This window comes from Nonomuraea sp. NPDC052634 (assembly GCF_040678535.1).
GTDB lineage: Bacteria > Actinomycetota > Actinomycetes > Streptosporangiales > Streptosporangiaceae > Nonomuraea > Nonomuraea fastidiosa.
Genome location: NZ_JBFATY010000004.1, coordinates 597,885 through 613,894, shown reverse-complemented (window position 1 = coordinate 613,894; position 16,010 = coordinate 597,885). Strand labels below are relative to the sequence as shown.

Below are 16,010 nucleotides of genomic sequence, written 5' to 3'. Positions count from 1 at the left end.
AAGGGTACTCGGGCCGCCGCCCTCCTCAGCCCACACGAGGCCCGCACGAGGCCCGCACGAGGCCCACACGAGGCCCACACGAGGCCCGCACGAGAGGGGCCCCGCGCTGTTCACATGGCCGGCGGCCGCCCTGGACGCCACGACCGAGGCGGCCCCTGACCATCGATGACTACCGGCGCAGCTCCCAGCGCGGCCCGTGCGGGGTGTCCTCGACGGTGATGCCCGCCGCCGCGAGACTGTCCCTTATCGCGTCGGCCGCCTCGTAGTCCTTGCGCTTGCGCGCCGCCTGGCGCTGCTCCAGCGCCACCGCGACCAGCGCGTCCACGACCGGCGTCAGGTCGGAGCCGGTGCCCCGCCACTGCGGCGAACGCGGGTCGAGGCCGAGCACGTCGAGCATGTTCTGGGTCTCGGCGAGCAGCCGCGCCACGGCCTCCTTGTCGCCGCGCGACAGCGCCACGTTGCCCTCGCGCACCACCTCGTGCACGACCGCGAGCGCCTGCGGCGTGCCGAGGTCGTCGTTGAGCGCGTCGACGAACGCCTGCGGCAGCGGCGCGTCGGCGTCCACGTCGTGGATCACCTCGGCGGCCCGTGTCACGAACCCCTCGATCCGCTGGTACGCCGCCGCCGCCTCGAGCAGCGCCTCCTCGGAGTATTCGATCGAGGAACGGTAGTGCGGCGCCGCGAGGTAGTAGCGCAGCTCGACCGGACGCACCTTCTGCACCATCTCGGGGATCAGCAGCGAGTTGCCGAGCGACTTGCTCATCTTCTCGGTGCCGATCTTGAGCAGGCCGTTGTGCATCCAGTAGCGGGCGAACCCGTCGCCGGCCGCCTGGGACTGCGCGATCTCGTTCTCGTGGTGCGGGAAGACCAGGTCGATGCCGCCGCCGTGGATGTCGAACGTCGGCCCCAGGTACTTCGTCGCCATCGCCGAGCACTCCAGGTGCCAGCCCGGCCGGCCGGGACCCCACGGGGTGGGCCAGGTGGGCTCGCCGGGCTTGGCGCCCTTCCACAGCGCGAAGTCGCGCGGGTCGCGCTTGCACGAGTCGTCGTCGGTGTCGCCCGCCTCCCGCATGTTCTCCAGCTTCTGGTTGGACAGCGAGCCGTAGCGGTCGGCGTAGGAGCGTACGTCGAAGTAGACGTCGCCGCCGGAGGCGTAGGCGTGACCGCGCTCGATGAGCCGCTCCATGAGCTGGATCATCTCCGGCACGTGGCCGGTGGCGCGCGGCTCGACGGTCGGCGGCAGGCACCCGAGCGTCTCGTACGCCCAGGTGAAGGCCCGATGGTTGCGCTCGGCCACGACGAACCAGGGCACGCCCTCCTCGGCGGCCACCCTGATGATCTTGTCGTCGATGTCGGTGACGTTGCGGCAGAACGTCACCTCGTACCCCGAACGCATCAGCCACCGCCGCAGCACGTCGAAATTGACGCCCGAGCGGATGTGCCCGATATGCGGAGGAGCCTGCACGGTGGCCCCACACAGGTAAATGGACGCCCGGCCGGCTTCGACCGGAACGAATTCACGGATGGTGCGCGTGCTGGTGTCGTAGATGTGCAGGCTCACGAAGGCAAGGCTAACGCCTCGGCGGCGTCGTCACGCCGAGAAATCAGCCCCGTACGTACACCCGGTCAGGAGAAATTCGGACGATGAGCCGTTCGGTGCCCGGCTTGTCCTCCCATGGGCGTCCTTGGTACTTCTGCGACAGCTCCTGGATCAGCGCGCCCTCGGGGTCCGGCGTCAGCGTCGCCCGGCCGCGCACCTCGACGTACCGGTAGGGGTTGTCCGGGTCGATGACCAGGAGGCTGACGCGCGGGTCCCGCTCGAAGTTGCGCGCCTTGACGCGGCCCTTCACGGTCGAGAAGAGCACGTCGTCGCCGTCCGTACGCACCCAGACCACGGACGAGTGCGGCCCCCCGTCAGGGTTCAGACTGGTCACCGTCGCATAATTCGGCGCGTCCAGGAGTTTGCGCGCTTCTTCCGACATCTTTGCCATGTGTTCTCCCGTGATCGGTCGTGATCGCCATTCTTCTGTAGTCTCGAAGACGCCATGGACGTGACTCCCCCCTCTCTGCTCCGCCGCCTGGGCCTCGCCCTGGCCGGGCTCGCCGTCGCCGCACTGACCGGGGCCGCGTGCGCGCTCTCCTTCGACGATCTGCGCGCGCTCGCCGTCACCGGTGAGGCCAGGCAGGACCTCGCCTTCCTCTATCCGGCCGCCTTCGACGCGCTGCTGGTGGTCGCGCTGGTGGGCGTCCTGCTGCTGCGCTCGGCCAGGATGCTGGTACGCGTGCAGGCGGCGTTCGTGCTGATCCTGCTGATCGCGGCGGCCGCCGCGGCCGACGTGGCCACGGCGGTGCGCGTCACCTTCGACATCCGGCAGACCGCCATCGGCGTGGCGCTGGCCCCGTGGGTGATGCTGGCGGTGGCGCTGTGGCTGTGGCTGCTGCTGATCAAGCACGTGCGGGCGCACCGGGCGACGGCGTACAAGGGGGACGAGGAGCAGCAGGACCTGGTGCCCTTCCAGGGCTCCCGTACGTCTCCGCCGGACACCGAGCCGTCCGCGCCTGAGCCCGCCGCCGAGGCACCCGCGCCCGAGCCGCGCCCCGAGCCGGCGACCGACCCGACCGCTCCCTCCAAGACCCCGCCGGTGTCGGAACGCGTGACCGAGTGGCCGGCCCAGGACGGCGGCGCCCCGGCGCCCCAGCCCGAGCCCAAGACCCGTCCCGTACGGGCGCCCAGCCCGGACCCGGAGCCCGCACCGCAGCCGTCTGCGGCGGCGCGCGAAGAGACGCGCCACGAGGTGGCCGAGAACGCGGGTCACGAGGCGGACGACGAGCCGACCCGCAACGTACGCGCGGCGGCCCGCGAGGCCGCGCACGGCCAGGCGCACGAGGACGCCGACGCGACACGTGAGGACGTACGGGACGAGCCCCGCCGGGAGACGTGGAGCCAGGCCCGCGAGGACGTCGGCGACACGCCCGACGACGCCCACGGCGAAGCCCGCGAGGAGCCCCGGACCGAGGCTCACGAGGAAGCGTGGGAGGCGACGCCGGCCCAGGCGCGCGAGGAGGCCCGGAGCGAAGCACGCGAGGCGGTGCAGAGCGAGGCGCGAGAAGAAGCACGGAGTGCGGTGCCAAGCCAGACGCGTGAAGAAGCGCGGAGCGAGCCCGCGGAGGAGCCGCGGACCCGGCCGGTCCGCTGGGGCGACCGTGTCAGGCCGACCGACGTCCTCGTCCACCCGCGCCCTTCGCGCGAGTCGACCGGCCGGGACGCCGACACCCAGCCTCACCCGGTGGTCGCGGACGACGCTCCCAGCCGGAGCCCGGACCCCGACCACGGCCCCGAGCTGGCCGACGAGGAGGAGCGTCGCCGCGCGGAGCTGGAGGACACCGCCCCGCACCGCGTGGTCCTCGACGGCTCCCCCGCCCCAGCCGAACGCCTCCGCAGCACCCCACGCCCGCCCGAGGACTGACAGCGCGGCGGGACCAGCCGGCCGAATCGATGAGAGCGCGAAGAGGGCCCGCCCGGGAGCGATCCCTGGCGGGCCCTTCTCACGCCTTCTCCCGCCGGTACGCAAGGCTCAGCCGCTGAGCGAGCCGGTACGCACGGCGCAGGGTCAGATGCTTCGGCCGCTGCCGCGTCGCAGGCCGGCGACCAGGCCCACACCGACCATCGCGAGCACGACCTGCATCACCAGTTCGATCCAGTCGATGCCCGGTGTGGTCTCCACGCCCAGCACCTGCGCGAGCAGCGTGCCCACGAGGGCGGCGACGATGCCGACGACGATGGTGAGGATCCACCCGATGGCCTGCCTGCCGGGAAGCAGGAGGCGACCGATGGCGCCGATCACAGCGCCGATGACGATGGCGCCGAGGATGGATTCGATGGTCATGGTATGAAACCTCCCCGTGAGGGTGAGCGGTTCACTCTCACGGGTTGGTCGCTACCCGATCTACGGCGATTATGCGCCGTCTTTACGAAAGTGCAGGTCAGGTGGTTGTTCGACCACTTCGACCGCTACGCCCCATGCCGAACTTGGTCACGAGGAGAACTCCGACCACGGCCAGGACGAGCTGCAGGATGTGTTCGATCCAGTCGATGCCTCTGGTGTCGGCCCAGCCGAACGCCTGGGCGATCAGAGTGCCGATCAGGGCGGCCACGATGCCGACGATGAGGGTCAGGCCGATGGACATGTTCTGCCTGCCGGGCACCAGCAGTCTGGCCAGCGCACCGACGATGGCGCCGATGACTACTGCGCTGATTATCGCGCCGATCATGTGGAGCTCCCCCCGAAGACGTTCACATGTCTTGGCGGGACACATACCCCCTGAACAGGCGAACTACCCCCTGAGGGGAAGGCGGCGGTCCGTACCGCGCCAGTGACGAACCGCCGCCTCCGCTTTTTCGGCGGGCTGGCGACGACCCGCCAGGACACCCTCACGTATCCCGCAATAAGGACGCACGGGACACGGCATGGGTTGACGGCGAGCCACCACGAAACGTCTCGGAATCGCCCATCAGCGACGACTCCGGCGGCTGCCATCACCCCCTGGCACACCGGCGAGCCACACGAAGGCCGCGACGCCGTCTGCGGCCCTAGCCCCTCCCCCTGCACACCGGCCAGGCTGCGTCGGCCGCTGGGGGCGACCGCGCCGTTGACGCCACAGGCCGTCCCCGCACGCGCCGGCCAGGACCACACCCGATCGTGCGCACACCTGCCAGGACAGCGCTCAGAAGCCGGCCGGCGCCGGGCTCACGCGGAAACGGCGACCACCAGCGCGGTCGCGACGGCCGCCACGCCCTCGCCACGCCCCGTCAGCCCGAGGCCGTCGGTGGTGGTGGCGGAGACGCTCACAGGCGCCCCCAGAGCGGCGCTGAGCGCCTTCTCGGCCTCGGCCCTGCGCGGCGCGAGCTTCGGCCGGTTGCCGATCACCTGGACGGCCACGTTGCCGATCTCGAAGCCCGCGGCGCGCACCTGGCGCGCGGTCTCCTCCAGCAGAGCCGCGCCCGAGGCGCCCGACCAACGCGGGTCGGCGGTGCCGAACAGCCCGCCGAGGTCGCCGAGCCCGGCCGCCGACAGCAGGGCGTCGCAGGCCGCGTGGGCGGCGGCGTCGCCGTCGGAGTGGCCATCGAGGCCGAGCTCGCCCGGCCAGTGCAGGCCCGCGAGGTTGAGCTCGCGCCCGGAGTCAGGTGATGCGAACGGGTGGACGTCGACTCCGACGCCCACCCGTGGAAGATTCGTGTTCAGGAGTTGAGTACCTCGTCGAGAAGGGCCTCTGCCTTGTCCTCATTGGTCTTCTCGGCCAGGGCCAGCTCACTGACCAGGATCTGGCGCGCCTTGGCGAGCATGCGCTTCTCGCCGGCGGACAGACCACGCTCGCGGTCTCTCCGCCACAGGTCCCGAACCACCTCGGCGACCTTGTTCACATCGCCGGAAGCGAGCTTCTCAAGGTTGGCCTTGTAGCGACGGGACCAGTTGGTCGGCTCTTCAGTGTGCGGCATGCGAAGGACATCGAAAACCCGTTCAAGGCCTTCCTGACCGACAACATCGCGCACACCGACGAGTTCTGCGTTTTCAGCTGGCACCTGGACGGTAAGGTCGCCCTTGTCGACCTTGAGCACCAGGTAGGTCTTTTCCTCACCCTTGATGGATCGCGTCGTGATTGCTTCGATCCGAGCAGCCCCATGGTGGGGGTAGACGACAGTGTCGCCGACCTGGAAAGTCATGTGACAAGTACCCCTTCCGCTGTACTCCAGGGTACCACGCATCCACAGCCTCCCGGAACAGTGAAATCCTCATAACTGCAGGTCAAGGCCGCATATTGGGGCTTGACAAGCGCTCAACTCTATGAATCGCATTTCCGGACATAGCGAATGACCTGCAGGGGTGTGGATATGACCTTGCATTGGGGTGGATATGGTGGGCGCTGCACAACACGCACGCGCGACACCTGCGCTGAACCAAGGAGAACCCGCCCGTGACCAGCCGTCGCTGGATTGTCGTAGCCGCCGCGTTCTTGGCAGCCCCCGTGCTGGCGGGCTGCGGGGCAGGATTCGACGCCACCACCAACAAGCCGTACGCGCCCAACGAGGCACAGGTGTTGATCGAGAACGGTCGTTACGGCTCGAAGAGCGGCATTCACATCCCGCAGGCGTTCATCCTCGGCCCCGACTCGGGAGCCCAGCTCCCGTGGCGCGGCTCCGCTCCGATCTACCTGAACATCCTGAACACGTCGGGCACCCCCGACACGCTCCAGGCGGTCAACGCCGGGGACATGGGTCAGGTGAAGGTCGCCACCCCCATCCAGCTGCCGAGCAACCAGCTCGTCAACACCGGCAAGCCGAACCCTCAGCTGATGCTCGAGGCGATCCCCAAGAGCCTCAGGGGCGGCGAGACGGTCAAGCTGGACCTCCAGTTCGCCAACGCCGGCACCATCTCCCTGAACGTCCCCGTGGTGACGCGTAGCCGCGAGTTCGCGACGTACCCGCCGGCGCCGGGCGCGACCCCGGCGGCGACGCCCACGCCGACGCCGAGCCCCACCGGTGAGGCCGAGGAGGAGCACTAAGGAGGGAGGCCCGCTGGAAGGGCTCCAGAAGGCTCTGAAGACCGTCGGAGATCGCCCAGAGGGCATGAGAAGACCCCGGTACCGGAGGACGGGTACCGGGGTCTGTCATTCCTCCACGGCGTCGAACTTGTAGCCGAGCCCGCGCACGGTGAGGATGCAGCGCGGGTTGGACGGATCGGACTCGATCTTGGCCCGCAGGCGCTTGACGTGGACGTCGAGCGTCTTGGTGTCGCCCACGTAGTCGGCGCCCCAGACGCGATCGATGAGCTGGCCTCTGGTGAGCACCCGCCCGGCGTTGCGCAGCAGCACCTCGAGCAGCTCGAACTCCTTCAGCGGCAGCTGCACGGGCTCGCCCCGGACGGCGACGACGTGGCGGTCCACGTCCATGCGCACGGGCCCCACGGCCAGTACGGCGCTCTCCATCTCGTCGGAGGTGTCGCCCCGGCGGCGCAGCACGGCGCGGATGCGGGCGACCAGCTCGCGGGACGAGAACGGCTTGGTGACGTAGTCGTCGGCGCCGAGCTCCAGGCCCACGACCTTGTCGATCTCGCTGTCCTTGGCGGTCAGCATGATGACGGGGACCTTGGAACGCTGCCGCAGCGACCTGCACACCTCGGTGCCGGGCAGCCCCGGCAGCATCAGGTCGAGCAGCACCAGATCGGCGCCGTTGCGGTCGAAGGTGTCGAGCGCCTCGGGGCCGGTCGCGGCGACCGACACCTCGAAGCCCTCCTTGCGCAGCATGTAGGACAGGGCGTCGGAGAACGACTCCTCATCCTCCACGACGAGTACGCGGGTCATGCGCATGCCCCTGTACGCCTCATGACGCGGCCGGCGCGTCCGACGGTGGTTTCGCTTCGCTCGGTCACGAGGCTGCCTCCATGGGGATCGAAGGTGGTACTGCCACCGCCTGGCCGCCGAAGGCGGGCAGGCGGAGGGTGAAGGTGGAGCCGGAGCCTTCCTTGCTCCAGACGGACACCTCGCCGGCGTGTGCGGCGGCGACGTGCTTGACGATGGCCAGGCCGAGCCCGGTGCCGCCGGTGGCGCGCGAGCGGGCGGCGTCGACGCGGAAGAAGCGCTCGAAGATGCGTTCCAAGGCGTCTTCGGGGATGCCGATGCCCTGGTCGCTGACGCTGATCTCGACGGAGTCGCCCGCGGGCCGCACGCTGACCACGACCCGCGTGTGCTCGGGGCTGTAGACGATGGCGTTGTCGATCAGGTTGCGCAGGGCGGTGACGAGCAGCTCGGCGTCGCCCCAGACGCGCAGGCCCTCGGTGCCGCCGGAGACCAGCGTGATGTCCTTGGCGACGGCCTTGGTGTTGCAGTGGTCGATGGCGTCGCTGACGGCCTCGTCGATGGAGACCTGGCCGGGCGTGGGGATGGGCTCGGCGCCCTGGATCCTGCTGAGCGTGATCAGGTCCTGGATGAGGTAGTTGAGCCGGGCGGTCTCGTGCTGCATGCGCCCGGCGAAGCGGCTGACCGCCTCGGGGTCGTCGGCGGCGTCCTGGATGGTCTCGGCCAGCAGGCTCAGCGCCCCGACCGGGGTCTTCAGCTCGTGGCTGACGTTGGCGACGAAGTCGCGGCGCACGGCCTCGACCCTGCGCCGCTCGGTCTGGTCCTCGGCCAGCACCAGCACCTGGCCGTAGGTGCCGAGCGGCGCCACGCGTACGGCGAAGCTGGTGGTCTCCTGGCCGAACTTGTGCCCGGCGACGTCGATCTCGCTCTCGCGGATCTCGCCGTCGCGGCGTACCTGGCGGGCCAGGGCGAGCAGCTCGGCGGCCATCAGCCGGTCGCCCTTGACCAGCCCGAACGCGCGCGCCGCCGAGCTGGCCCGCAGCACCCGGTCGTGGGCGTCGAGCACCACGGCCGACGAGGGCAGCACGGCCAGCACGGACGCCACGCCCTGCGGCAGCGCCGTGCCGGTCGCCACGCCGTCGGGGGTCGTGCGGCTGGGGGCCTCGATCTGATGGCGGTAGAACAGCACCGCCAGCGCGCCCACCACGAACCCGGCCAGGGCCGCGAAGCTCATGGCCATCTCACTCATGTCTCCGATGGTAGGTGGCGCTTCCCCAGGGACAGACCCCCTCATCCGTGGATGAACACCCCTTTCCCGGAAAGTTCACTCTGCGGTCGGAGTTCGTTCATCGACCCGCACGTACGGTGACGGCATGCGCGACGCGTACCACGAAGAACTCGACTCGCTGACCGACAAGCTGGTGGAGATGACCCGGCTGACTCGCTCGGCCATCTCCCGCGCCACGACGGCCCTCCTCGACGCCGACCTGCAGCTCGCCGAGAGCGTGATCTCCCGTGACGAGGAGGTGAACGCGACCTTCGCGGACCTGGAGGCGTCGATCTTCGAGCTGATGGCCAGGCAGCAGCCGGTCGCGGTGGACCTGCGCATGGTCATCACGGCGCTGCGCATGGGCACCGACCTCGAACGCATGGGCGACCTCGCCGTGCACGTGGCCAAGGTGGCGCGGCTGCGGCACCCCGAGTCGGCCATCCCGCCGGAGCTGCGCTCGACGATCCTGGAGATGGGGCAGGTCGCCGAGAACCTGGTCACCAAGGCGGGCAGCTGCGTGGCGTCGCGCGATGCCGAATCGGCCATGGAGCTGGACGCCGACGACGACGCGATGGACCGGCTGCACCGCAAGCTGTTCAGGGACATCCTGGCCAAGGACTGGGCGCACGGGGTGGAGCCGGCGATCGACATCACGCTGGTGGGCCGCTACTACGAGCGGTACGCCGATCACGCGGTGCGTGTGGCGCAGGCCGTCGTCTACCTGGTCACGGGTTCGCGACCGAACTGACGGTAGTGGCGGCACGACGCGCAAGGGGTGCGGGACTCCCGCACCCCTCGCGCACGTGTGAGGTCAGCGGCCCTGGTTGGCGACGGCCTCGATGGCGGCCTTGGCGGCCTCGGGGTCGAGGTAGCGGCCGCCCTTGACGGTCGGGCGGAAGTCGGCGTCGAGCTCGTAGACCAGGGGGATGCCGGTCGGGATGTTGAGCCCGGCGATCTCGTCGTCGCCGATGCCGTCGAGGTGCTTGACCAGCGCGCGCAGCGAGTTGCCGTGGGCGGCGACCAGCACGGTGCGGCCGGCCGCGAGGTCGGGGACGATCTCGTCGTACCAGTACGGCAGCATGCGGCCGACGACATCCTTCAGGCACTCCGTGCGGGGCATGAGCTCCGGCGGCAGCAGGGCGTAGCGGGGGTCGCCGGCCTGGGAGTACTCGTCGTCGTCCGCGATGGGCGGCGGGGGCACGTCGTAGGAGCGCCGCCACAGCATGAACTGCTCGTCGCCGAACTCCTCGCGGGTCTGCGCCTTGTTCTTGCCCTGGAGCGCGCCGTAGTGGCGCTCGTTGAGCCGCCAGCTCCGCTTGACCGGCAGCCACAGCAGGCCGGCCTCCGACAGCGCGAGGTGGGCCGTCTGGATGGCCCTGGTCAGAAGGCTCGTGTGGACGACGTCCGGGCGCAGCCCGGCCTCCTGGAGCAGCTTGCCGCCGCGACGGGCCTCCTCCTCGCCCTTGGCGGACAGGCTGACGTCCACCCAGCCGGTGAACAGGCCCTTCGCGTTCCAGTCACTCTCGCCATGCCTCAGCAGCACCAAAGTCGCCATGCGGCCAATCCTATGGTTCGCCCGCCGGGCGGCGTTCGGGGTCCGCGAAGCGCGCGAACGCCCGCAGGTTGGCCAGTGACTCGCCGCGCTTGGCCCGCCACTCCCACTCGCGCCTGATCGAGGAGGCGAAGCCGAGCTCCAGCGCCCGGTCGAACCACTCGTCCGAGTACGTCAGCACGCAGCCGAGCAACCGGTCCACCTCCTCCTCCGTGACGGCGGCCAGCGGGATCCTGCCGACCAGGTAGACGTCGCCCACGGGGTCGAGGGAGAAGTGCACGCCGTACATGGAGCCGTTCTTGCCGAGCAGCCAGCGGTAGAACTCGGCGTGGTTCTCGTCCGGCCGGCGGCAGAAGAACGCCTCGACGTGCAGCACCTGCTCGCCGACGATGAGCCAGGTCATGGTGGCGAGCTTGTGCTGTCCGGGCAGCTTGGCGAGGAACGCCCCCGGCCGCGGCTCCTCGTAGGTGACCTCCGCGGCCTTCAGCGCCGCTTCGACGACTTCGCGCATGCCTACCACCCTAGAAGGGACCATGGACGGTACTAGAACAACGTACGGTCAGGCGTTCGGCAGCGCGACCGGCACCTTATGCAGATGGGCGACGGCGCCGGCGTAGACCTCCATGAGGCGGGCGGCGGTGGCCTGCCAGCCGAAGGCGGCGGCGTGCTCGCGGGCTCCCGCCGCGAGCCGGGCGCGGCGGCGCGGCGCGGCGAGCAGGCGGCGCAGCGCCAGGGCCCAGTCGGCGGGGTCGTGGCCGTTCACGAGCAGGCCGGAGACGCCGTCGCGGACGGCCGTGCGCAGCCCGCCGACGGCCGCGGCGGCCACCGGGGTGCCGCACGCCTGCGACTCCAGCGCGACCAGCCCGAACGACTCGCTGTACGACGGCACGACGGTGACCGTGGCCGCCCGGTACCAGTCGGCGAGCTCCTCCTGGGGAGCGGGCGGCACGAGGCGTACGACGTCGGCGATGCCCAGCTCGGCGGCCAGGTCGGTGAGGAACGACGGACGGGCCAGGCCGTTGCCCGACGGGCCGCCGACGCACGCGACCACCAGCCGCTCGCGCAGCGCGGGCTCGTCGATGAGCATCCTGGAGGCGGCGCGCAGCAGCACGTCGGGGGCCTTGAGCGGCTGGATGCGGCCGACGAACAGCAGCACGTGGGCGTCCTGCGGCAGGCCGAGCCGGCGGCGGGCGGCGCCCTGGGAGGCGGGCCTGAAGACGCTGAGGTTGACGCCTGGGCTCACGACGGCGACCCGGCCGGGGTCGGCGCCGTACAGGCCGATCAGCTCGTCGGCCTCGTCACCGGTGTTGGCCACCAGGCGGTCGGCGACGTCCACGACCTGCTGCTCGCCGATGACGCGCGCGGCGGGCTCCGGCTTGTCGCCGCGGGCGAGCAAGAGGTTCTTGACCTTGGCCATGGTGTGCATGGTGTGCACGAGCGGCACGCCCCAGCGCTCCTTGGCCAGCCAGCCGACCTGGCCGGACAGCCAGTAGTGGGAGTGGATGACGTCGTAGCGGCCGGCGTCGTACATGGCCTCGGTGCGCAGCACCTCGGACAGGAAGGCGCAGAGCTGGCCGGGCAGGTCGGCGCGGTCCATCTCCTCGTACGGGCCCGCGGTGAGGTGGCGGACGAGGACGCCGGGCGCGATCTCGGCGACGGGAGGCAGGTCGCGGGCGGTGGCGCGGGTGAAGATCTCGACCTCGACGCCGAGGCGGGCCAGGCGCTTGGCGGATTCGACGATGTAGACGTTCATCCCGCCGGCGTCGCCCGTGCCGGGCTGGTCCAGCGGCGACGTGTGCATGCTGATGGTCGCGACCCGCCTGACCCGTCGTCGCCTCACTCGACACCACCTCCAGACGAAATACAACTGTCCCAACATTTCTGACATTCCCGACAGATGGTCATATGCGGGGGTACAAAGTCGTGCCTCCCGGCTCCTGGCAGGATGGAGGGCATGCGCAGAACAGCTGTGGTGACCGGTGCGAGCAGCGGCATCGGTGAGGCGACCGCGCGCCGGCTCGCCGCCGAGGGTTACGACGTGGTGGCGGGCGCACGGCGCCGCGACCGGCTGGAGAAGCTGGCCGCGGACGTGCCCGCGATCAGGCCGGTGACGCTGGACGTGACCTCGCAGGAGTCGGTGGACGAGCTGGTCGCCGGGCTTGAGCGCTGCGACGTGCTCGTCAACAACGCGGGCGGGGCGCTCGGACTCGAGCCGGTCGCCGAGGCCAGGCTCGACGACTGGCAGCGGATGTACGACGTGAACGTGCTCGGCACCCTGCGCATGACCCAGGCGCTGATCCCCAAACTCATCGAATCCGGCGACGGCGTGCTGGTGCTGCTCACCTCGACGGCCGGGCACGTCGCGTACGAGGGCGGCGGCGGTTACGTCGCGGCCAAGCACGCCCAGCGCACCATGGCCGAGACCCTGCGCCTTGAGCTGGTCGGTCAGCCGGTGCGGATCGTCGAGATCGCACCCGGCATGGTCAAGACCGAGGGCTTCGCGGTCACCAGGTTCCGCGGCGACGAGGCGGCCGCCGCCCGCGTCTACGAAGGCGTGCCCGACCCGCTGACCTCCGACGACGTGGCCGACGCCATCGCCTGGTGCGTCACCCGCCCCGCCCACGTCAACATCGACCGCCTGGTCATCCGCCCGCGCGCCCAGGCCGCGCAGCACAAGGTCCACCGCGTCAGTGGCTAGACCGGCCAAGCCGGTCGGCACGATCACCCGGGGCACGACGGGCCACAACCGGCTGCGGCGCGGGGACCGCTGGATCGCCGCCGTGCACGGCCAGCTGCTGCGGGCGGCTGAGCGGCCCCTGGTGGTGGACCTCGGCTACGGCGCCTCGCACACCACGACGCTCGAGCTGTTCACCCGGCTGCGCCGGGTGGCGCCGGGCGTCGAGGTGATGGGCATCGAGATCGACCCGGAGCGAGTGGCGCTGGCCCGGCCGTACGAGCGGGAGGGCCTGAGCTTCCGGCTCGGCGGGTTCGAGCTGCCGGTGCCGCGCCCGCCCACGCTCGTACGCGCCTTCAACGTGCTACGGCAATACGCCGAGGACGAGGCGTGGCACTACTGGGACGTGCTGCGCGGTCGTCTCGCGCCGGACGGCGTGCTCGTGGAGGGCACCTCGTCGGAGAACGGGCGGCGGGCGGTCTGGGTGGGACTGACCGCGCAGGGCCCGCAGACCGTCACGTTCTCCGCCCGTTTCGCGGACTTCGAACGGCCGTCCGACCTGGCCGACCGGCTGCCCAAGACGCTCATCCACCGCAACGTCCCCGGCGAGCGGATCCACGCGTTCCTCAGCGACTTCGACCGGGCGTGGGCGGTCAGCGCGCCCTACGGTGCGCACGGGCGGCGGCAGCGCTGGCTCGCGGCCATCGGCGAGCTGTCGCGCACCTGGCCGGTGCCCGCGCACCCGCCGCTGGGCGGCGTCGCCCGCTGGCGACTCGGCGAGCTGACCCTGCCGTGGTCAGCGGTCGCCCCCCGCTGAGCGGCGACGGAAGATCCCGCAGGGCGCCGTGACCCGCTAGAGGCACGCCTCGAAGGCGGCGTACGCGGCGGCGTCGAACAGCACGAACCGCACCTCGCGCACCGACGTGTCCGCCGCCCGCACCGCGTCGAGCGCGATGCGGGCGGCGTCGTCGACCGGCCAGCCGTACAGGCCGGTCGAGATCGCGGGGAAGGCCACCGACGCCGCCCCCAGCTCGTCGGCCACCCGCAGCGACTCGACGTGGCAGGAGGCCAGCAGCTCGGAACGGTCCTCAGAGCGCGAGTAGACGGGCCCGACGGTGTGGATGACCCAGCGCGCGGGCAGCCGGCCGGCCGTGGTGGCCACGGCCCGGCCGGTCGGCAGGCCCCCGCCGTACTGTCCGGCCCTGAGCCTCCTGCACTCCTGGAGGATCTCGGGGCCGCCCCTGCGGTGGATCGCGCCGTCCACGCCGCCGCCGCCCATGAGCGAGGAGTTGGCGGCGTTGACGATCGCGTCCACCTGCTGCTCGGTGATGTCGCCTCGGATCAGCGTGAGTTCCATGGCACCGAGCCTGCCAAATCCGCGCCTGCCGAATCCGGACCTGCCGAACCCGCGCCCGCCGAACCCGCGCCTGCCGAATCAGCCGCGCGCCACGAGCACGTTGACGTCGAGCGGCAGCGCCCGCACGTCCTCCAGCGTGAACCCGGCGCCGGCGAGCAGGTGCTCGTACTCGGCGCGGGTACGCTCGCGGCCCGCGCCGTTGTTGACCAGCATGTGCACGTCCCACGCGATGGCGAGCGCGCCGGGCGCGTCGTGCGGCCGGTCGGGGACGAGCCGCTCGATCACCAGCAGCCGCCCGCCGTCGGGCACGGCCCTGCGGCAGCCGGCCAGCACGCGCGCGGCGGGCTCGTCGTCCCAGTCGTGCAGGATCCGCGAGAGCAGGTAGATGTCGCCGCCGGGCGGCACGTTCTCGAAGAAGTCGCCCGCCACGAAGTCGCAGCGTTCGGCCAGGCCGGCCTCGGTGAGGGCGGCGCGGCCGCGCTCGACCGCCCCCTGGCTGTCGAACAGCGTGCCGCGCAGCCCCTCGACCTGGGACAGGACGGCGGCCAGCAGCGCGCCGCGGCCGCCGCCGACGTCCACCACGTGGCGGTGCCGGGTGAAGTCGTAGACCTGCGGCACCTGCGTGAAGAACGACGTGCCGCAGGCCATGGCCCGGTCGAAGGCCGCGCCCATGTCGGGGTGCTCGGCGGTGTGGTCGAAGAACGGCTTGCCGTAGACGTGCTCGAAGCCCGGCCTGCCGGTTCGCACCGCGTACGCGAGCGCGCCCCACGAGGCGTAGAACGGGCCCGCGTAGAACAGCGCGAGGTCGGCCAGCGATTCGGGGTGGCGGCGCGACAGCAGCGCGCCGGTGGGCGTCAGCGCGTACGCGCCGCCCATGCCCTGCTCGACCAGGTCGTGGCTCTCCAGCAGGCGCAGCAGCCGGTAGAGCGCGCCCGCGTGCACGCCGCACTCGCGGGCCAGCTCGCCGCAGGTCAGCCGCCGCTCGTACAGGCGGTCGGCCACGCCCAGCTCGGCCATCGCGGCCACCGCCTGGGTGAGCCAGGCGCCGGTGAGCCTGCTCAGCACCGCGCGCTGTGCCCCGTCGTCAGCCATCGGCCACCAGCTCAGGCGTGCGCGCCAGGTGTGAGCGCAGGACGTGGGGATAGTGGCCGGCGCAGGCCAGCTCGACCCGGCCGGGCCAGGCGGTCGGCCGGCTGAAGTACAGCACGGTGCGGCCGCCCCTGGCCTCGTCCTCGTACGGGTTGAACCCGCCGCCGTCGGGTGCGAACCCGAGCACCGAGGTGAGCAGCCTGCCGAGGCCGCGCACCACGATCTCGTCGGGTGCGAGCACTTCGAGCGCGAGGTGCGTCTCCTCGTTGCGCTCGCGTTCGCGGGCCGCGACGCGCGCGAGCCCCGGGCCGGGTTCGGGGACGAACACCTCCAGCGCGGGGCCGCCCGCGGCGCGGACGGCGTAGACGATGGCGATGGGCAGGTCGAGGTCGTAGCGCTCGGCCAGCCGCCGCCGCACGACGGTGCTGGGGCAGGTGCGCAGGATCTCGAAGCCGCGCGCCCGCAGTGACGCGCGCAAATCGTCGATCGTGCTGGGGAACAGCAGGATCGCGGCGTGGTCGATCCGGCAGTGCCGCTCGAGCGCGGCCTGCATGGAGGGGGTGACGCCCGGCTCGCGGGCGAAGACCGCCCACGTCTGCAGCCGCCACATGAGCTGGTCGAGCCGCCGCTCGTCTACCAGGTCCACGCTCGGCGCACTCTCTTGTCGATTACGGATGGTGACACCGAAGCAACGTTAGGGAGTCTCAAGCCCCGG

Annotated in this window: 19 protein-coding genes; 5 read left to right on the top strand and 14 right to left on the bottom strand. The window is 71.3% G+C overall.

Annotated elements, in window-relative coordinates:
• Window positions 1–169: 169 nt before the first annotated feature.
• Complete coding sequence (gene cysS, locus AB0K67_RS22235) at window positions 170–1,561, bottom strand: cysteine--tRNA ligase (RefSeq protein WP_364063099.1); 1,392 nt, start codon at window positions 1,559–1,561, stop codon at window positions 170–172.
• A gap of 43 nt (window positions 1,562–1,604) precedes the next feature.
• Window positions 1,605–1,982 carry a PPOX class F420-dependent oxidoreductase gene (locus tag AB0K67_RS22230; RefSeq protein WP_364063271.1) on the bottom strand — a complete coding sequence of 126 codons (378 nt, stop codon included), beginning with the start codon at window positions 1,980–1,982 and terminating at the stop codon, window positions 1,605–1,607.
• A gap of 63 nt (window positions 1,983–2,045) precedes the next feature.
• Between AB0K67_RS22230 and AB0K67_RS22225 the strand changes: the two genes are divergently transcribed.
• Entirely contained in the window at window positions 2,046–3,467 is a 1,422-nt protein-coding gene (locus AB0K67_RS22225; protein ID WP_364063096.1) for a hypothetical protein, read from the top strand.
• 144 nt (window positions 3,468–3,611) lie between these two features.
• Here AB0K67_RS22225 and AB0K67_RS22220 read toward each other — a convergent pair whose 3' ends face one another.
• The 4 genes from AB0K67_RS22220 to AB0K67_RS22205 all read right to left on the bottom strand — a co-directional run bounded on the left by AB0K67_RS22220 (window position 3,612) and on the right by AB0K67_RS22205 (window position 5,722).
• Complete coding sequence (locus tag AB0K67_RS22220) at window positions 3,612–3,887, bottom strand: GlsB/YeaQ/YmgE family stress response membrane protein (protein ID WP_364063093.1); 276 nt, start codon at window positions 3,885–3,887, stop codon at window positions 3,612–3,614.
• Between the two features lie 97 nt (window positions 3,888–3,984).
• The gene (locus tag AB0K67_RS22215; protein ID WP_364063090.1) at window positions 3,985–4,272 is read right to left on the bottom strand and encodes a GlsB/YeaQ/YmgE family stress response membrane protein; all 288 of its coding nucleotides are present in this window, start codon (window positions 4,270–4,272) and stop codon (window positions 3,985–3,987) included.
• A 476-nt stretch (window positions 4,273–4,748) separates the two neighbouring features.
• Entirely contained in the window at window positions 4,749–5,222 is a 474-nt protein-coding gene (gene ispF / locus AB0K67_RS22210; protein WP_364063087.1) for a 2-C-methyl-D-erythritol 2,4-cyclodiphosphate synthase, read from the bottom strand.
• A 17-nt stretch (window positions 5,223–5,239) separates the two neighbouring features.
• Complete coding sequence (locus AB0K67_RS22205) at window positions 5,240–5,722, bottom strand: CarD family transcriptional regulator (protein WP_020544658.1); 483 nt, start codon at window positions 5,720–5,722, stop codon at window positions 5,240–5,242.
• Between the two features lie 251 nt (window positions 5,723–5,973).
• Here AB0K67_RS22205 and AB0K67_RS22200 point away from each other — a divergent pair, with 251 nt between their 5' ends.
• Window positions 5,974–6,561, top strand: coding sequence for a copper chaperone PCu(A)C (locus tag AB0K67_RS22200; protein ID WP_364063084.1), 588 nt, complete (start codon window positions 5,974–5,976; stop codon window positions 6,559–6,561).
• Window positions 6,562–6,666: 105 nt separating this feature from the next.
• Here AB0K67_RS22200 and AB0K67_RS22195 read toward each other — a convergent pair whose 3' ends face one another.
• Both AB0K67_RS22195 and AB0K67_RS22190 read right to left on the bottom strand, forming a co-directional pair.
• The gene (locus tag AB0K67_RS22195; protein ID WP_364063081.1) at window positions 6,667–7,359 is read right to left on the bottom strand and encodes a response regulator transcription factor; all 693 of its coding nucleotides are present in this window, start codon (window positions 7,357–7,359) and stop codon (window positions 6,667–6,669) included.
• 64 nt (window positions 7,360–7,423) lie between these two features.
• On the bottom strand, window positions 7,424–8,602 hold the full coding sequence (locus AB0K67_RS22190) for an ATP-binding protein (RefSeq protein ID WP_364063078.1): 1,179 nt from the start codon (window positions 8,600–8,602) through the stop codon (window positions 7,424–7,426).
• A gap of 124 nt (window positions 8,603–8,726) precedes the next feature.
• Between AB0K67_RS22190 and phoU the strand changes: the two genes are divergently transcribed.
• Complete coding sequence (gene phoU, locus AB0K67_RS22185; RefSeq protein ID WP_364063075.1) at window positions 8,727–9,371, top strand: phosphate signaling complex protein PhoU; 645 nt, start codon at window positions 8,727–8,729, stop codon at window positions 9,369–9,371.
• 63 nt (window positions 9,372–9,434) lie between these two features.
• On the opposite strand, the gene AB0K67_RS22180 is transcribed toward phoU, so the two are convergent.
• Genes AB0K67_RS22180 through mshA form a run of 3 tightly spaced genes read right to left on the bottom strand, consistent with a single transcriptional unit; the run spans window position 9,435 to window position 12,015 of the window.
• The gene (locus AB0K67_RS22180; protein WP_364063072.1) at window positions 9,435–10,178 is read right to left on the bottom strand and encodes a phosphoglyceromutase; all 744 of its coding nucleotides are present in this window, start codon (window positions 10,176–10,178) and stop codon (window positions 9,435–9,437) included.
• Between the two features lie 10 nt (window positions 10,179–10,188).
• Window positions 10,189–10,686 carry a YbjN domain-containing protein gene (locus AB0K67_RS22175; protein ID WP_364063069.1) on the bottom strand — a complete coding sequence of 166 codons (498 nt, stop codon included), beginning with the start codon at window positions 10,684–10,686 and terminating at the stop codon, window positions 10,189–10,191.
• Window positions 10,687–10,734: 48 nt separating this feature from the next.
• Entirely contained in the window at window positions 10,735–12,015 is a 1,281-nt protein-coding gene (gene mshA / locus AB0K67_RS22170; RefSeq protein WP_364063066.1) for a D-inositol-3-phosphate glycosyltransferase, read from the bottom strand.
• Between the two features lie 114 nt (window positions 12,016–12,129).
• Here mshA and AB0K67_RS22165 point away from each other — a divergent pair, with 114 nt between their 5' ends.
• Together AB0K67_RS22165 and AB0K67_RS22160 are read left to right on the top strand one after the other, a co-directional pair.
• Entirely contained in the window at window positions 12,130–12,873 is a 744-nt protein-coding gene (locus AB0K67_RS22165; protein ID WP_364063063.1) for an SDR family NAD(P)-dependent oxidoreductase, read from the top strand.
• On the top strand, window positions 12,866–13,666 hold the full coding sequence (locus tag AB0K67_RS22160; protein ID WP_364063060.1) for a class I SAM-dependent methyltransferase: 801 nt from the start codon (window positions 12,866–12,868) through the stop codon (window positions 13,664–13,666). Before AB0K67_RS22165 ends, AB0K67_RS22160 begins: the two co-directional genes overlap by 8 nt.
• Before the next feature lie 36 nt (window positions 13,667–13,702).
• On the opposite strand, the gene AB0K67_RS22155 is transcribed toward AB0K67_RS22160, so the two are convergent.
• The 3 genes from AB0K67_RS22155 to AB0K67_RS22145 form a co-directional block, all read right to left on the bottom strand.
• A complete protein-coding gene (locus AB0K67_RS22155) occupies window positions 13,703–14,206 on the bottom strand; it encodes an O-acetyl-ADP-ribose deacetylase (protein WP_364063057.1) in 504 nt (167 codons plus the stop codon).
• Window positions 14,207–14,284: 78 nt separating this feature from the next.
• The gene (locus AB0K67_RS22150; RefSeq protein WP_364063054.1) at window positions 14,285–15,298 is read right to left on the bottom strand and encodes a methyltransferase; all 1,014 of its coding nucleotides are present in this window, start codon (window positions 15,296–15,298) and stop codon (window positions 14,285–14,287) included.
• A complete protein-coding gene (locus AB0K67_RS22145) occupies window positions 15,291–15,941 on the bottom strand; it encodes a hypothetical protein (protein ID WP_364063051.1) in 651 nt (216 codons plus the stop codon). The genes AB0K67_RS22150 and AB0K67_RS22145 overlap by 8 nt, the downstream gene beginning before the upstream one ends.
• Window positions 15,942–16,010 lie beyond the last annotated feature (69 nt).